General features: G+C 63.7%; 17 protein-coding genes and 1 tRNA gene. 11 read left to right on the top strand and 7 right to left on the bottom strand.

The window, feature by feature from the left end:
- Positions 1 to 3: 3 nt before the first annotated feature.
- Both LCM4576_RS23470 and ilvA read right to left on the bottom strand, forming a co-directional pair.
- Positions 4 to 567 carry a DUF1697 domain-containing protein gene (locus LCM4576_RS23470; RefSeq protein ID WP_071034880.1) on the bottom strand — a complete coding sequence of 188 codons (564 nt, stop codon included), beginning with the start codon at positions 565 to 567 and terminating at the stop codon, positions 4 to 6.
- Positions 564 to 1820 (bottom strand): threonine ammonia-lyase IlvA, encoded by a 1257-nt coding sequence (ilvA, locus tag LCM4576_RS23475; protein WP_071034881.1) that lies wholly within the window; start codon positions 1818 to 1820, stop codon positions 564 to 566. The genes LCM4576_RS23470 and ilvA overlap by 4 nt, the downstream gene beginning before the upstream one ends.
- A 233-nt stretch (positions 1821 to 2053) precedes the next feature.
- Between ilvA and LCM4576_RS23480 the strand changes: the two genes are divergently transcribed.
- Both LCM4576_RS23480 and LCM4576_RS23485 read left to right on the top strand, forming a co-directional pair.
- Positions 2054 to 3130, top strand: a complete 1077-nt coding sequence (locus LCM4576_RS23480; protein WP_071034882.1) for an alpha/beta hydrolase — start codon at positions 2054 to 2056, stop codon at positions 3128 to 3130.
- 105 nt (positions 3131 to 3235) lie between these two features.
- Positions 3236 to 4399: an alpha/beta hydrolase gene (locus tag LCM4576_RS23485; protein WP_071034883.1), complete on the top strand. Its 1164-nt coding sequence runs from the start codon at positions 3236 to 3238 to the stop codon at positions 4397 to 4399.
- Positions 4400 to 4405: 6 nt separating this feature from the next.
- Here the strand turns inward: LCM4576_RS23485 and ade are convergent, their stop codons facing one another.
- Positions 4406 to 6223, bottom strand: a complete 1818-nt coding sequence (gene ade / locus LCM4576_RS23490) for an adenine deaminase (RefSeq protein WP_071034884.1) — start codon at positions 6221 to 6223, stop codon at positions 4406 to 4408.
- Between the two features lie 159 nt (positions 6224 to 6382).
- On the opposite strand from ade, the gene LCM4576_RS23495 reads away from it, so the two are divergent.
- Complete coding sequence (locus LCM4576_RS23495) at positions 6383 to 7036, top strand: outer membrane protein (protein ID WP_071034885.1); 654 nt, start codon at positions 6383 to 6385, stop codon at positions 7034 to 7036.
- Positions 7037 to 7284: 248 nt separating this feature from the next.
- Here the strand turns inward: LCM4576_RS23495 and LCM4576_RS23500 are convergent, their stop codons facing one another.
- Positions 7285 to 7512, bottom strand: a complete 228-nt coding sequence (locus LCM4576_RS23500) for a hypothetical protein (protein ID WP_071034886.1) — start codon at positions 7510 to 7512, stop codon at positions 7285 to 7287.
- 179 nt (positions 7513 to 7691) lie between these two features.
- Between LCM4576_RS23500 and LCM4576_RS23505 the strand changes: the two genes are divergently transcribed.
- Positions 7692 to 7777, top strand: a tRNA-Leu gene (locus LCM4576_RS23505).
- Between the two features lie 94 nt (positions 7778 to 7871).
- On the opposite strand, the gene LCM4576_RS23510 is transcribed toward LCM4576_RS23505, so the two are convergent.
- Positions 7872 to 8450 (bottom strand): NUDIX domain-containing protein, encoded by a 579-nt coding sequence (locus LCM4576_RS23510; protein ID WP_071034919.1) that lies wholly within the window; start codon positions 8448 to 8450, stop codon positions 7872 to 7874.
- Positions 8451 to 8603: 153 nt separating this feature from the next.
- Here LCM4576_RS23510 and LCM4576_RS23515 point away from each other — a divergent pair, with 153 nt between their 5' ends.
- The 3 genes from LCM4576_RS23515 (at position 8604) to LCM4576_RS23525 (ending at position 10490) form a co-directional block, all read left to right on the top strand.
- Entirely contained in the window at positions 8604 to 9707 is a 1104-nt protein-coding gene (locus LCM4576_RS23515; protein WP_071034887.1) for an NADH:flavin oxidoreductase/NADH oxidase, read from the top strand.
- Between the two features lie 141 nt (positions 9708 to 9848).
- Entirely contained in the window at positions 9849 to 10127 is a 279-nt protein-coding gene (locus LCM4576_RS23520) for a DUF982 domain-containing protein (RefSeq protein ID WP_040981408.1), read from the top strand.
- A 123-nt stretch (positions 10128 to 10250) separates the two neighbouring features.
- On the top strand, positions 10251 to 10490 hold the full coding sequence (locus tag LCM4576_RS23525) for a DUF2188 domain-containing protein (RefSeq protein ID WP_040981411.1): 240 nt from the start codon (positions 10251 to 10253) through the stop codon (positions 10488 to 10490).
- A 148-nt stretch (positions 10491 to 10638) separates the two neighbouring features.
- Here the strand turns inward: LCM4576_RS23525 and LCM4576_RS23530 are convergent, their stop codons facing one another.
- Positions 10639 to 10911 carry a hypothetical protein gene (locus tag LCM4576_RS23530; RefSeq protein ID WP_071034888.1) on the bottom strand — a complete coding sequence of 91 codons (273 nt, stop codon included), beginning with the start codon at positions 10909 to 10911 and terminating at the stop codon, positions 10639 to 10641.
- A 180-nt stretch (positions 10912 to 11091) separates the two neighbouring features.
- On the bottom strand, positions 11092 to 12066 hold the full coding sequence (locus LCM4576_RS23535; RefSeq protein ID WP_071034889.1) for an alpha/beta fold hydrolase: 975 nt from the start codon (positions 12064 to 12066) through the stop codon (positions 11092 to 11094).
- A 139-nt stretch (positions 12067 to 12205) separates the two neighbouring features.
- Between LCM4576_RS23535 and LCM4576_RS23540 the strand changes: the two genes are divergently transcribed.
- From LCM4576_RS23540 to LCM4576_RS23555, 4 genes are all read left to right on the top strand, one after another.
- Positions 12206 to 12946, top strand: a complete 741-nt coding sequence (locus LCM4576_RS23540; RefSeq protein ID WP_071034920.1) for a competence/damage-inducible protein A — start codon at positions 12206 to 12208, stop codon at positions 12944 to 12946.
- Positions 12947 to 13030: 84 nt separating this feature from the next.
- Positions 13031 to 13864 carry a universal stress protein gene (locus LCM4576_RS23545; RefSeq protein WP_040981419.1) on the top strand — a complete coding sequence of 278 codons (834 nt, stop codon included), beginning with the start codon at positions 13031 to 13033 and terminating at the stop codon, positions 13862 to 13864.
- Between the two features lie 136 nt (positions 13865 to 14000).
- The gene (gene gpt / locus LCM4576_RS23550; protein WP_071034921.1) at positions 14001 to 14501 is read left to right on the top strand and encodes a xanthine phosphoribosyltransferase; all 501 of its coding nucleotides are present in this window, start codon (positions 14001 to 14003) and stop codon (positions 14499 to 14501) included.
- Positions 14502 to 14758: 257 nt separating this feature from the next.
- Complete coding sequence (locus tag LCM4576_RS23555) at positions 14759 to 15247, top strand: NUDIX hydrolase (RefSeq protein WP_071034890.1); 489 nt, start codon at positions 14759 to 14761, stop codon at positions 15245 to 15247.
- Positions 15248 to 15285 lie beyond the last annotated feature (38 nt).

Raw genomic sequence — 15285 nt, forward strand, 5'->3', positions numbered from 1 at the left:
GCTTCAGGCGCCGCCGGCCTTGCCGGCCATTTCCAGCAGCGCCAGCACGCTGCGCCAGTTGCGCGCCGTGCCCGGCACCTTCAAGGTACGTGGAATGAGGTTGGCGAACACAGATTTGCCGAGCCCGTCCGGCGCATGCAGGTAAAGCACGTCGCCCTTGATCTCGAAGCGCTCGGGTCCGGTGCATTTGTCGGCGAGCCGCTTGATTTCCTCTGCCGTCGGCTCGCGCTCCAGCGCATAAGCGTGCAGCTTGGTCGGCTCGCCGGCGACCTCGGGATAGGGATTGTCCTTCGCCAGCCGCTCGAGCCAGCCGGCGTCGCGCACCAGGATGCGCGAATTGAACCCCCACTTCTTCTCGAAGGCTGTCTCGAGTTCCTTGGTCAGCGCCGCCGCGTCCCCGTTCTTCGCCCGGAACACGACATTGCCGCTCTGCACATAGGTCGCGACACCGCTGAAGCCGAGACCTTCGAAGAAGGCCTTGAGTTCCRCCATTTTGACGATGCGGTTGCCGCCGACATTGATGCCGGAAAACAGCGCCACGAAAACCGTGCTTTGTTTTGCGCTCATATGATGAATCCCGCCAGCGTCTCGTTGTCGGTGATGTCCTGATATTGCACGCCCTCGGCGTCGAAATTGGCCTTCAGCAGGTCGAAATTGCGCCGGTCCTTGGTCTCGATGCCGATCAGCACCGAACCGAAATTGCGCGCTGACTTCTTCAGGTACTCGAAGCGGGCGATGTCGTCGTCGGGACCGAGCATTTCAAGGAAATCGCGCAGCGCGCCCGGCCGCTGCGGAAAGCGGATGATGAAGTATTTCTTCAGCCCCTCGAAGCGCAGCGCCCGCTCCTTCACGTCCGGCAGCCGCTCGAAGTCGAAATTGCCGCCGGAGACAACGGCGACGATCGTCTTGCCCCTGATCTCCTTGCGCGAAAAATCCTTGAGCGCGTCGATCGCCAGCGCTCCGGCCGGCTCCAGCACGACGCCCTCGACATTGAGCATCTCGATCATGGTGGCGCAGAGCCGGTTCTCCGGCACCAGGCGCACGGCGTCCGCGGTGAACTCCTTGAGATGGCGCAGCGGCTCGCGGCCGATCTCGGCCACCGCGGCTCCATCGACGAAATTATCGACCTTGGCGAGCTTGACCCGCTTGCCGTTGGCAAGGCTCTCGGCGAGGCTCGGCGCGCCCGCCGGCTCGCAGAACACGAAACGCGGCTCGCGATGCTGGTCGGCGAAATAATGCGTCACCCCGGCGGCAAGGCCGCCGCCGCCAACCGGCAGCATGACGATGTCGGGCACGCGCCCGCCCGGCATCTGCGCCGCGATCTCACAGGCAACCGTCGCCTGGCCCTCGATGATGTCCCTGTGGTCGAAAGGCGGCACCATATGCGCGCCGGCGCTCTCGGTGAATTCGAAGGCGGCGCGGTAGCAATCGTCGAAGAAGTCGCCGACCAGCCTGATCTCGACGAAATCGCCACCGAACAGCCGCGTCTTGTCGATCTTCTGCTGCGGCGTCGTCACCGGCATGAACACGACGCCCCTTTTGCCGAAATGCCGGCAGACGAAGGCGAAGCCCTGTGCATGGTTGCCGGCAGAGGCGCAGACGAACAGCTCGGCATTGTTGCCTGCGGCGAGCGCCTTGCGGAAGAAATTGAAGGCGCCCCTGATCTTGTAGGAACGCACCGGTGTCAGGTCCTCGCGCTTCAAAAGCACGCGGGCACCGGTCTTCTTCGACAGATAATCGTTCTCCTGCAGCGGCGTTTCCGGAAAGATTCCGCGGATCGCTTCAGCGGCAGCGGCGACGCGAGAAGAGAAGCTGTTCACAGAAGTCCCTCATTTGATCTCGGCGGCACACGCCAGGACAGCCATCGACCGGGCCGGTAAACCTTCCTGCCGCCGTTTTGGCTTTCGCGCAACACTCCGATGGTCCTCGCCCGGCGCTGAGCCAATTTCCGCTGGACACGACTTACTTTAGCCGCACTTCGGCTGTCCGGGAGATTTTCGCGGAGGTGGACGGCCAATTGTGGCCGCGGTGGAATTGCAGTGAAAGTGTCGACGTGCGGTTGAAGACAATTCTGATCATTGCCCTTGCCCTGCTGACGGCAGGCTGCGCGGGCCACCCGGCGCAGGAAATACTGGGCAGCGTCGTCGTGCCGACGCAGGCGACCGAGATCGCCGGCAACCATTCGATCTTCATCGCCACCACGCGCAAGCGGTCCGACGACCCGAACAAGGTCTTCGACGGCGAACGCTCCGCGACGCTCAACTACGCCCGCGTCAACGTCACGGTTCCGCCGGTTCACCAGACGGGCCAGATCGAGCGCCGCTCGCGCGGCAAGTCGAACGACCCGACGAAGTATTTCATGGCCTCCGAAGTCGTCGGCTATGACACGCAGCCGAAATTCGTCAACGCCCTCAACGCCGACATCGACGCCCGCGGCGGCCGCGTGATGGTCTTCGTCCATGGCTACAACACCGGCTTCGACGATGCGGTCTACCGGCTGACCCAGATCGTCCACGATTCCGGTTATCCGGGCACGCCGGTTCTGTTCTCCTGGGCGTCCGGCGCCAAGACCACCGACTATGTCTACGACAAGGAAAGCGCCGCAGCGGCCCGCGACCAGTTGGAAGTGACGCTGAGGATGCTGGCGCAGACCGGCGCCCGGCGTATCGACATCGTTGCCCATTCGATGGGCACCTGGGTGACGATGGAGACGCTGCGCCAGCTCGCCATCACCGGCGACCGCGATCTCAGCGGCAAGCTCGGCGACGTGGTGCTCGCCTCGCCAGACATCGATGTCGACGTCTTCAAGAGCCAGATGCGCCGCTACGGCAAGCCGGACAAGCCCTTCATCCTGCTTCTGTYGGACGACGACCGGGCGCTGCGGCTCTCCGGCCTGATCGCCGGATCGCGGCCGCGCGTCGGCGACTATAGGGATGCCGCCGACCTCRCCTCCTACGGCGTCACGGTGGTCGACCTCTCCAAGATCAAGGGCGCCGACAGCTTCAATCATACCAAATTCGCCGACAACCCGATGATGGTGCAGATGATCGGACAGYGGCTGCGCGAGGACGACGGCTTTGCCAGCGATCGCGATGTGACGGACCGCATCCGCCAACTGGCCGCGCAGTAACCCTATCGGTGCGGGTTTCCGCGTCGCATGGACTTTGAACTGGACCCGGCAGCCCTCTGGCTTTATCGGAGTAATAGAGAGTTTGCCGCCCTTGGGGGACCCCGGGTGACTGTGCATGTGAAGATCGTTGTCGGCCTTGCCTTCGCGCTCGCCCTCGCCGGCTGTGCCGGTCCCACGCACGATCTGCTCAACCGCAAGGCGGTTGCGGCGCCGGCCTCCGACATTGCCGCCAGGCATGAGATCTTCGTCGCCACCACCCGCCAGCAGGCGACCAAGGATCCCCGCCAGGTGTTCGACGGCGACCGTTCGCTGACCACCAGCTATGCCCGCGTGGACGTCACCGTGCCGAAGATCCATCAGGTCGGCGCGATCGAGCGCGCCAAGGGCTCGGCCGACTCCAACCCGGCCAAGCAGTTCACCGCCACCGATGTCGTCCACTATGGCGACGCGCGGCAATTCGCCAAGGCGGTTGGCGCCGACGTTTCCATGCGCGGCGACCGCGCTTTGGTGTTCGTGCACGGCTTCAACAATGGTTTTGACGACGGCGTCTACCGCATCACGCAGATCGCGCACGACACCAAATATCCCGGAACGCCGGTGCTGTTCTCATGGGCATCGAGCGCCAAGGCGACCGGCTACATCTACGACAAGGACAGCTCGACCGCCGCACGAGACGACCTCGAGGCGACGCTCAGGATGCTCGCCAAGACGCGCGTCAAGAGCATCGACATCATCGCCCATTCCATGGGCACCTGGCTCACGATGGAAGCTTTGCGTCAGCTCGCCATCACCGGCGACCGCGATCTCGGCGGCAAGCTCGGCTATGTCATCCTCGCCTCGCCCGACATCGACGTCGATGTCTTCAAGAAGCAGATGATCCGCTACGGCAAGCCCGACAAGCCCTTCGCCATCCTGCTTTCGGGCGACGACCGCGCGCTGAAGCTGTCGAGCTTCATTTCCGGCGACAAGCCGCGCGTCGGCGATTACGRCAACGCCGCCGATCTGGCCAATTACGGYGTGACGGTCGTCGACCTGACCCAGGCCAAGGGCGGCGACGGCGGCCTGAACCATGCCAAATTCGCCGACAACCCTTTCCTGGTGCAATTGCTGGGCAACCGGCTGCGCACCCCAGCAGGCCTTGCCTCGGATGAGCCCGACCCGACGCAGCTCAACAATATCGGCCAGGGCCTGGGAAAGGCGGTCGGTTCAGTTGCGGAGGTCGTCATCACCACGCCGTTCAAGGTGCTGACCATCGCGACCGGCGGATGATCTGCCCTAGATAAAAAGGTCGACCTTCTGGAACGTCGTCACGTCGACCAGGCCGACATCCGAAATCCTGAGCTCCGGAATGACCACCAGCGCCAGCAGCGAATGCTGCATATAGGCGTTGTTGAGCGAGCAGCCGACCTTGCGCATGGCCTCGGTCAATTGCTCGGCCTTCGCGGCGACGATCTCGGCGCGTTCGTCGGACATCAGGCCGGCGATCGGCATCTCGACCAACGCCAGTTCCTTGCCCTTGGAATAAAGCACGACGCCGCCGCCCACCTCGCTCAGCCGGTTGACGGCTAGAGCCATGTCTTTCTTGTTGGTGCCAACGACGATGATGTGGTGCGCGTCATGCGCCACGCTTGACGCCATCGCGCAGTCCTCCACGTAACCAAATCCGGAAACGAAGGCGTTAGTGACGCCGCCCGTGCCGCGATGGCGCTCGACCAGCGCGATCTGGCAGATGTCGTTGCGGCGATCCATGGCGACCAACCCGTCCTCGACGGCGAGATCGGCCTCGAGAGCCCGCRTCGGCGCCTGGTTCTCGATCACGCCGATAACCCGCGCCCGCACCTCGTTGGCGCCCTGCGGCGCAAAAATGTCGAAGTCTTTCGCCGCGAGCGCCTTGCCGAGCCTGACGGTGTTCTTCGCGGATTGCGGATAGTCATAGGCAGGAATGTCGATCTCGAGCTTGCCGGCCTTCGCCAGCCGGACGCCGCGGCCATAGACTTCGTCTATCGTCATCTGGGCAAGGTCGGAAACGATCAGGAGATCGGCCAGGCGTCCCGGCGCGATGGAACCGATCTCGCGCTCCAGTCTGAAATGCTGGGCGGTGTTGAGCGTCGCCATCTGGATCGCCGTCACCGGCTTCAGCCCCTGGCTGATGGCATGCCGCACCACGCGGTCCATATGGCCTTCATGCACGAGCGTGCCGGAATGGCTGTCATCGGTGCACAGGATGAAGTTGCGCGGGTCGATGCCGCCTTCAGTCACTGCCTTGATCTGCGCCGCCACGTCGTACCAGGCCGACCCGAGCCGCAGCATCGCCTTCATGCCTTGGCGCACCCGTGCGATCGCGTCCTCCGCGCGCGTGCCTTCATGGTCGTCCTCCGCCCCGCCCGCGACATAGCCGTGGAACGGCAGACCAAGATCGGGCGACGCATAATGCCCACCCACCGTCTTGCCGGCCCTGACCGTCTCGGCGATTTCGCCCGACATCACCGGATCGTTGGCGGCGACGCCAGGGAAATTCATCACCTCGCCCAGCCCGATGATGTTTTCCCAGGTCATCGCCTCGGCCACGTCGGCGACCGTCAATTCGGCGCCGGCGTGCTCCAGCCCCGGCGCCGAAGGCACGCAGGACGGCATCTGCACATGCACGTTGATCGGCATCGCGACGGCCTCGTCATGCATCAGGCGAACGCCCGGYAATCCAAGCACATTGGCGATCTCGTGCGGATCGATGAACATCGACGTCGTGCCGTGCGGGATCACGGCTCGGCAGAATTCCGTCACCGTCACCATGCCGCTCTCGACATGCATGTGCGCGTCGCAAAGGCCGGGCACCAGATAGCGTCCGCCGGCGTCGACCACTTTGGTTCCCTGCCCGATGGCGTGGCCGGCATTCGGCCCGCAATAGGCGAAGCGGCCGGCGGCGATCGCGATATCGGTGCGTGGGATGATCTCGCCCGAATGGACATTCACCCAGCGCCCATTGCGGATGACCAGATCCGCGGGCTTTCGGCCCATCGCGACATCGACCAGATGTGTCGCCGCCTCCGTCCACGGCTTCGGCTTTGCGGCGCTTGTCGGCTTGGCGTTCGTCATTGGCTGAGTCCTCTGCATGGGCCAGTTTCGCAAATGTCGGCGCCCGGAGCCAGAGCGTCAGGTCGTAAACCACTGTTGCAGAGATACAATTCCGTTTGGCGATGAATGAGGCTAGTTTACGCTCAGGAGTTTTTCGGAACCGCCATTTCGGAGCGCTCGATGCGTCGACTGACGCTTGCCAGTGCCGGCTTTCTTGCCCTGTCCGGGTCTGCCTGGGCGGCGGACTTGGGCGCTGATCTGCCGATGACCGCGCCCGGCTTCGACTGGACCGGCTATTATGCCGGCATGCAGGCCGGCTATGGCTGGAGCCGGTCCGACATCACCGTCGATGGCGGGTCGGTGAAGCCCGACATCGACGGCGGTTTCGTCGGCGGCCATGTCGCCGGGCTCTGGCAGTTCGACCAGGCCGTGCTCGGCGCCGAGGCCGATCTCAACTACGCCTCGATCGACGGCACCGCCGACGCCGCGCCGGGAAACACGTTCGGCACCGACGTCAAGTGGTTCGGGTCGATCAATGCCAAGGCAGGCTATGCCATGGATCGCGTGCTGATCTATGGCATCGGCGGCGTCGCTTTCGCCGGCATCGAGACCTCGCAGGCGGCGGGCACCACCTTTGCCCGAACCCGCACCAGCACCGGCTGGACGCTCGGCGCCGGCGTCGACTATGCCTTGACCAACAATGTCGTCGTCGGCGCGCAATACCGCTACTACGATTTCGGCAAGGAGCATTTCGACGCTTCGGACACCTTCACCGAGCGCGACCAGGACGTGAAGCTGCAGACGCTAGGCGTGAATTTCAGCTACAAATTCTGAGGCTTGCGGCGCCGCAGCGATGCGGAAAACATCTCCCGCATCGTCTTCCGAAAATTCAGGTGGCCGGCGCCCGCAGGGGGCGGGGRAATGGGTAGGGGCCTATGGACGCCGGCCTCGGCGGATCGACCGCACCGCAAAACCTAGCATTCCTTTAGCAGATCGTAATTCCGCGATCGCGCCATTTTCCAATCGCCCGCTCGCGCTGGGCCCGGACAATGGCGGATATGCCGAGGATTGCGACCGGCCGGTCAGGATCGGTCCGAAGCCCTCTTTCCTTCAGGCATGGCGGCGAGGCACTCCTCCAGACGCCGCAGCCGCGCTTTTTGYCAGCGCAGCGTGTGCGCGACCTCATGCAGGTTCCATTTGGCCTTCGAGTTGGCGGCCTCGATCAGCCCTCGTTCGAGCCGATCGATCTCGCAGCGCAGCTGCCGCGCCTCCGCCTCCCTGAGTCCCCTGATCCAGCCTGCCCCACGCATGGTCCCACCATCAATGCCGGCCCGATGCTCGCAGACAAAGGCTAATGAGATCGGTTTGGAGAACTTGGCATTTTAAACATCACTAATGTTAAATCTATGCAACAGCCGCCCGCGCAAACTGCGGACGACCCTAAACATCGCTTGACGGCTCATATCAGGCATCTGAAAAGGGCACGCCTGCGGACGTGGCGGAATTGGTAGACGCAAGGGACTTAAAATCCCTCGATCTATGATCGTACGGGTTCGATTCCCGTCGTCCGCACCACCATTCGCTCTTTGACGACTCCTTCGAAGCCTAGGCGAAGGAGGAGCTTCGGGTAGCAGGCCACCAACACCGAAGCACGTAGCCGAAGACAGGCTCAAGCCTTGATCAGGTTGAGCTTCAGGTGCTGGATCAGGATGATGGTCTTGGCATCGACGATGCGGCCGTCGGCGATACCGGCCAGCGCCTCGTCCAACGGCATTTCCAGAACCTCGATGTCCTCGCCCTCTTCCGGCGCGCCGCCGCCGTCGGAAATGCGATCGGCCGGCGAATAACGCGCGGTGAAGAACCAGAGCCGCTCCGTCACGCTGCCCGGGCTCATGAACGGCGCGAACAGCCGCTCGACATCCTTCAGATGATAGCCCAGTTCCTCTTCCGCCTCCTTGCGGATGGCGGTTTCGGGATCGTTTTCGTCGAGCAAGCCGGCGCAGGCCTCGATCAGCGGCTGGCGATGGCCCACGGCGTAAGCCGGGAAACGGAACTGCCGTACGAGCAGCACGGTCGAGCGCTGCGGATCGAAGGGCAGGATCACCGCGCCGTCGCCGCGATCGTAGGTCTGTCGGATCTGCGTCTCCCATCGCCCGTCGCGGCGACGATAGTCGAGCACCGTCTTCTTCAGCACCGCCCAGTCGTCCGAAAGGATTTCCTCCGAACGGATGCGAATGCGATCTTCCATGACGATCTCCATGTTGGCCGCAAAGGGGTAGCGGCGAACGATAACCCGCGCAATCCTGGAAACCGACTGGTCCAGCGGCAGTTTCACCGGCTCGTGTCTGGCGCGACGCGCCGCGACTGCCTAGATAGCGGTATCTCGCCAGGAGCCCGTTTCATGACGTCATCGCTTTTCCAGCCGATCACCCTCGGCGGCCTCACCTTCCCCAATCGTATCGCGGTTGCCCCCATGTGCCAGTATTCGGCCGAGGACGGCTCGGCCAGCGACTGGCATCTCCATCACTGGATGAACCTGGCAATGTCGGGCGCCGGCATGGTTACCGTCGAAATGACCGATGTCGAGCGGCGCGGACGCATCTCGCATGGCTGCCTCGGCCTCTATTCAGACGACAACGAGGCGGCCGCCAARCGCACGCTCGACGCCGCCAGGCGTGTCGCCGCGCCTAACACGAAGTTCGGCGTCCAGTTGGCCCATRCCGGCCGCAAGGCCTCCAACCGCAAACCCTGGGAAGGCGGCGGTCCACTGCAGCCTGGAGAAGACCCGTGGCAGACGGTTTCCGCCTCGGCCATTGCCTATGACACCGGCTGGAATGTGCCGCACGCGTTGGAGGAGGATGAGATCCTGGGTCTCATCGGGCGTTTTGCACAGTCGGCCGTGCGCGCCGAACGTGCCGGCTTCGACTTTGCCGAGCTGCATGCCGCGCATGGCTATCTGATCTTCCAGTTCCTGTCGCCGCTCTCCAACCGGCGGACTGACCGCTGGGGCGGGTCGCTGGAAAACCGCATGCGCTTCGCGGTCGAAATCGCCAGGGCGGTGAGGAAGGCCGCTCCATCCATGATGCTGGGCGCGCGCCTTTCGGTGAAGGAGTGGGTCGACGGCGGTTTCGACGTCGAGGACGCGATCGAGGTGGCCAAGGCGCTGAAGGCCGAGGGCATCGCCTATATTTGTTGCTCCAGTGGCGGCAATTCGCCCCTGCAGCAGGTGCCGCCCGGGCCCGGCTACCAGGTGCATCTGGCGGAAGCCGTGCGCAAGGGCGCCGGCATYCCGACGCGCGCCGTGGGGCTGATCGACGATCCGAGCCAGGCCGAGGCGATCGTCGCCGACGGTCGTGCCGACATGGTGGCGCTGGCGCGCGCATTCCTGGCCGACCCGCGCTGGGGCTGGCGCGCGGCGGCTGCCTTCGGCGAGGAAATCCATCCCGCGCCGCAACTGGCACGTTCGGTGACGACGATGCAGCATTGGATGAAGGCCGCCGGCTAGAGCAATTCCAGGAAAAGTGTGACACGGTTTTCCGTCCGGAATTGCGTCAAAACAAAGCCGGGGGGACGAGGGTCCTGAGACGTTTGGGCGCAGGATCCTCGCCACAACTGCAACCAATTTGGCCGTTTTACGTTGGCGGCCATGATAGACAACAAGCCCTTTGAAAAGCCGGTGGTGGTCGAGCTCGGCCATGTCGGCAAATATCGCCAAATCCGAAGCACCCGCGAGGCCGCCGAGTGCCTGATGACCGTTTGGCCGCTCAATCGCGGCGAGCGCCATCGTGATGCTCTCGACACTTGCCTCAAAGCGTTGGAAGGTTATCGTTCGACAGCGGACGCACGTCGCGCCCTCGTCGAGGCGGCCAGGGAATCGGACGTGCTGGTTCCTGAAGACAGGCTGCCCGACGCAAAGCTGCACTGAGCAATTCCATGAAAAGTGTGAGCGGTTTTCCGTCCGGAATTGCGTATAACAAGGAGACGGGGCGTTTCACCGTTTCCGTGAAACGGTGAAACGCACTAGCGGGTTTCTTAACCGGAGGATTCCATGGCGAAGCTGACTTACAAGATCGTCGAGCATGATGGCGGCTGGGCCTACAAGGTCGGCTCGACATTCTCAGAAACTTTCCGCACGCACCAGGAAGCGCTGCGCGCCGCCGAAATCGCCTCGGCCGAGCAGCAGGTCGCCGGTACCACGGACGGCATCCAGTATGAGGATTCCGAAGGCAAGTGGCACGACGAACTGGCCGACGGCCGCGATCGCCCGCAGACCGAAGTATCCGACTAGCATTCCAGGAAGTGTGAGCGGTCGGGCTTCCGCCCGGAATCGGGTTCCACCGTTCACGGAAACGGTGAAACGCTCTGGCCTAGGAGGCGGCGTCTCCGGGACCGGCAAAGCCCAAGGCTTCATACCGGCCGCCGGCGACTATGCGGTCCTATTTGCCGCAGTAATGGTCGTTGACGTTCTGCTGCGAGTTGGCATCCGGACCAGGCGTGGTGTCCGCGCACGGGCCAAGGGTGCCGGTATTGCCGTAGGTGGTCAGCCCAGAGCCACCATTGATGCTGCCTGTGGTATAAGGGTCTACCTGCTCGCTCGCCGTGGGACGATTGTCGCGGTGCCACCACCACCAGTCATCGGATGACTGCGCCATCGCCGCKCTCCCCATGGCCAGCACCAGCGCCGAGGCTGCGATAAGTCTTGTAAGCATCGGATTTCTCCATTCTCTTGATCGCAAAAAATACGTGGGGCCGAAGCCCCACAGCGATACTGACGAAACCGTGCGGCGGGGGCTAAAGTTCCATTGGAAATCCCGGGTGGGACAGAATGTCCGACACTTTTATGTGACGTCTCGTGAACGGCCGTGGGCGGCGCGGGGCGCCAGCCGAAATCATTGCGCGACAGCGAAGGCACGCATGGCGACACGTTGGATAAAGGCCACGACCCGTTCAGGTTCCACAAATTGCGGCATGTGGYCGAGACCTTCGACCCGTTCGAAGTCGAGGCCCTTAATCTTGTCYAGCATCGGTTCGCCATGAACGGYCTCGCCGATCACCTGATCGCTGGTGCCGAACAGGATGCCTGACGGCATCGCTATGTCGCGGTAACGCCGTTCGATTTCGCCAAGGTCCCGTTCCACGGCCACGACATCGGTGGATGTGGCGAAATAGTGGGACGGACGCAAGCCGAGCCATCCCCCGCCGGCGACCATGTAGTCCGCGGGGACCGCTTGCGGCGCGAAAATGAACCTCAGCGTCGGCCGCGCGTAACGAAGGCTGAGCGGTATCGCCACCGTATAGGCCAGGACGCGGCGCAGCAGCGGCGATGGAACATAGAGCAGCTCAAACCGCTGGCGTATCCTCGCTTCGTGATGCGTCAGYGGCGAGAGCAGCGCAATGCCAGAAATTGCCGTCGGGTGCCCGGTTGCCAGAGCAAGCGCGATGGCCCCGCCGAGCGAATGGCCGACGACGAGCGGCCGCTCCAGGCGCAATTCCTCGATGAAGCGCCGCACGATGTCGGCCTGTTCGGGCAATCGGCCGGTCGCGCCCCTTGCCCGAACCGAATAGCCGGAACCCGGCCGGTCGAGCGCGATCAGCCGGAAACCAGGACCGAAACGCCCGAACATCGTGTGGCGGAAATGGTGGAGCTGAGCGCCGAGCCCGTGCACGAAGACGATAGGTCTGCCTTCGCCCTCTTCCAAATAGTGGATGCGGTTGCCGTCGATCTCGATGAATTTCCCGCAAGGCGGCACCAGTCCTTCGGCCTTTGCCGCGATCCTCCAGGTCGCAAGCAACAGGGCGAGCACGGCAAGGGCCGCTGCGGCAAGCAGGCCGGCGAGCAGCCACAAGACAATCGATATCGGCATGTTTTCACCCCGGCCCGACCGACCGCACCATATCCGCAACGGCCGCCGCCACAAGCGCRCATCCGACACATTCCCGGTTTCGATTGCGGCCGACCGCCGGCCGCGTTATCTCAGGCGACCTTTTGCGCCGGAGCCCGCCATGCCTGAAATCGTCACCGCCGCCATGCTCGTCATCGGCGACGAGATCCTCTCCGGCCGCACCAAGGACAAGAACATCGGCCATCTCGCCGACATCATGACGGCGATCGGCATCGATCTGAAGGAAGTGCGCATCGTCCCCGACGAGGAGGACGAGATCGTTGCGGCGGTGAATGCCGTGCGCGCCCGTTATACCTACGTCTTCACCACCGGCGGCATCGGCCCCACGCATGACGACATCACCGCCGACTCGATCGCCAAGGCCTTCGGCGTGCCCTGCGAATACGACGCCAAGGCCTACGCGCTGCTCGAGGCAAGCTATGCCGGGCGCGGCATCGAATTCACCGAAGCGCGCAAGCGCATGGCGCRCATGCCGCGCGGCGCCGACCATATCGACAATCCCGTCTCCGTCGCGCCGGGCTTTCGCATCGGCAATGTCCATGTCATGGCCGGCGTGCCGTCGATCTTCCAGGCCATGCTCGACAATGTCGTGCCGACGCTCAAGGCCGGCACGAAGATGCTGTCGGCCACGGTGCATTGTCCCTTCGGCGAGGGCTTGATCGGCGGGCCGCTGGCTGAGATCCAGAAGGCGCATCCCGACACGATCATCGGCTCCTATCCCAAATATGGCGACGGCAAATTCTGGACCGAGCTCRTCGTCCGAGCCCGCAGCGAGGAAGCGCTCGAGGCCGCGCGCAAGGACGTCGAGGCGATGGTGGCGGGCTTCGTCAAGGCCGACTGACCGCCGTTCGGCTGGAACCAGTCAACGCGCTGAGGCGTTCCTTCGCTGCGCACGCGCGTAGCGCAAACAATTGAGGGACCGGTCATGCGCTTCAAGACAATCGTTGCCATTTTGCAGAACGAACAGGACGCCGAGCGCGTTCTCGATTGCGCCCTTCCGCTTGCCGAGAGGTTCGAGAGCCATCTCGTCGGCATCCATGCCGAGGCGCTTCCCGTGCCCTACACATCGGCCACCGGCTTCCCGGATACCGAATTCCTCCAGGTCTCGGCCGAGATGAACAAAGAACGGGCCGACAAGTTGCAGGCCTATTTCCTGAAGCGGATCGAGGAATCCGGCCTGTCCTTCGAGTGGCGGAGCCTGGAAAGCTTCTCCGGCGACAGCGCGCTGACCGGCATCTCGAGCGTGCGCGCCGCCGATCTGATCATCGCCGCGCAGCGCGATACCGGCGGCGACCCGAGCGCCGACGTCGACACGCTGGTCTACGATGCCGGCCGGCCGGTGCTGGTCGTGCCCCACGCCGGGCCGCTGGTCACCACCTTCCGGCGTGTGCTGCTTGCCTGGAACGGCAGCAAGGAAGCGGCTCGCGCGGCTTTCGATGCCCTGCCCTTCATCGCCGAGGCCGACAAGACCGACATTCTCGTCATCGACCCGCCGGAGACACTCGATGAATCTCCGGAAGCCGCCGGCGCCGAGATCGCAGCGGCGCTGTCGCGTCACGGCGCCAATGTCGGCGTCTGCGTGCAGAAATCGGACGGCTCCTCGGTCGACGATATCATCCAGTCGCGGATAACCGAGTCCGGCGCCGATCTTCTGGTGCTCGGCGCCTACAGCCACTCCTGGCTGCGCCAGCTCTTGTTCGGCGGCGTCACCCGCACGGTGCTGCGCACGACGAATGTGGCGGCCTTCCTGTCGCGCTGATTCATTTTAGCGCGACGCGCCTAGAGTCCACAGCCCTGGCCAGCCCTCCCCTTGCCAAGCCCGGCGCTTTCCGGCTAATTCCGCCTGCATTCCAGTGTTTCTGCGCGCCGACGGCGCGCCTTGCGGAGTGCGAACCATGTCCCTTCCCGAAAAAGCTTTTCCCGTCTCGTGGGACCAGTTCCACCGCGACGCCCGTGCGCTTTCCTGGCGGCTTTCCGGCGCCAGCAAGGGACAATGGAAAGCGATCGTGTGCATCACGCGTGGCGGACTGGTGCCCGCCRCCATCATCGCGCGCGAGCTCGGCATCCGCATTATTGAGACGGTCYGCGTCGCCTCCTATCATGACTACACCAGCCAGGGTCAGTTGCAGGTCCTGAAGGAGATATCGCCTTCGCTGCTTGCCGATGACGGCGCCGGCGTGCTCATCATCGACGACCTGACCGATACCGGCAAGACCGCGGGCATTGTGCGCGCCATGATGCCGAAGGCGCATTTTGCGACCGTCTATGCCAAGCCGAAGGGCCGGCCGCTGGTCGATACATTCGTCACCGAGGTCAGCCAGGACACCTGGATCTACTTTCCCTGGGATATGGGCTTCACGTACCAGAAGCCGATCGCGGATGATCACGCGGGCTGAACGGCCGCTATTGCCTGAAAAATCTGRCCGGAACCGATCACGGACGATCACGCCGGCCGAGCGGGCCCTCATGTCACCAGAGGAACTGCCTCAAAAGCCGGTCCTGTAACCGCGCCAATGAACGCAACTACTTGGGCAGATGACCTTTTCTGGTGGTATTTCCCGATAGAGTGAAGTTTTTTACTTTTAAAGCCCACAATTCGCCATAAGATTCGTAAGGTGGCAAACGATTCTGGAGGCTGGGGCAGCTTCTCATCATGTTGACGAGGCCGGCGACGCACAACCAGATGGCCGAAAGAGTCCGGCGGCTCTTTGGCGTCGCGCCTTGTCGCCTGCAGGTTGCCGCCTTGCCCTGGCGTGAGGGCGAGAACGGCGTCGAGATCATGCTGATCACCAGTCGCGACACCGGGCGCTGGGTGCTGCCAAAGGGTTGGCCGGAGGCCAGGGAACCGCTTTGCGAGGCCGCCGCGCGCGAAGCGGGCGAGGAAGCCGGGCTGCGCGGCACCGTCTCGCATCTCGAAGCCGGTCGCTATTTCTATGCCAAGGTCCTCGCCTCAGGCGAGGAAGTGCCTTGCGAGGTGCTGGTCTTTCCGCTGCATGTCGAGCGCGTGGCGGATCGCTGGAAAGAGAAGCGCGCGCGCACGCGCAAATGGGTCGGCCCGGACGAAGCCGTCAATATGGTCAACGAACCCGACCTTTGCCAGATCATAGCCGGCTTCTGCGCAGCGCCGCACAAGTTCGCCTGATTCAAAGCAATCCCAGGGAAAAGTGCGCGGTTGGGCTC

Source organism: Mesorhizobium sp. LCM 4576 (genome assembly GCF_001854815.1).
Classification (GTDB): Bacteria; Pseudomonadota; Alphaproteobacteria; order Rhizobiales; family Rhizobiaceae; genus Mesorhizobium; species Mesorhizobium plurifarium.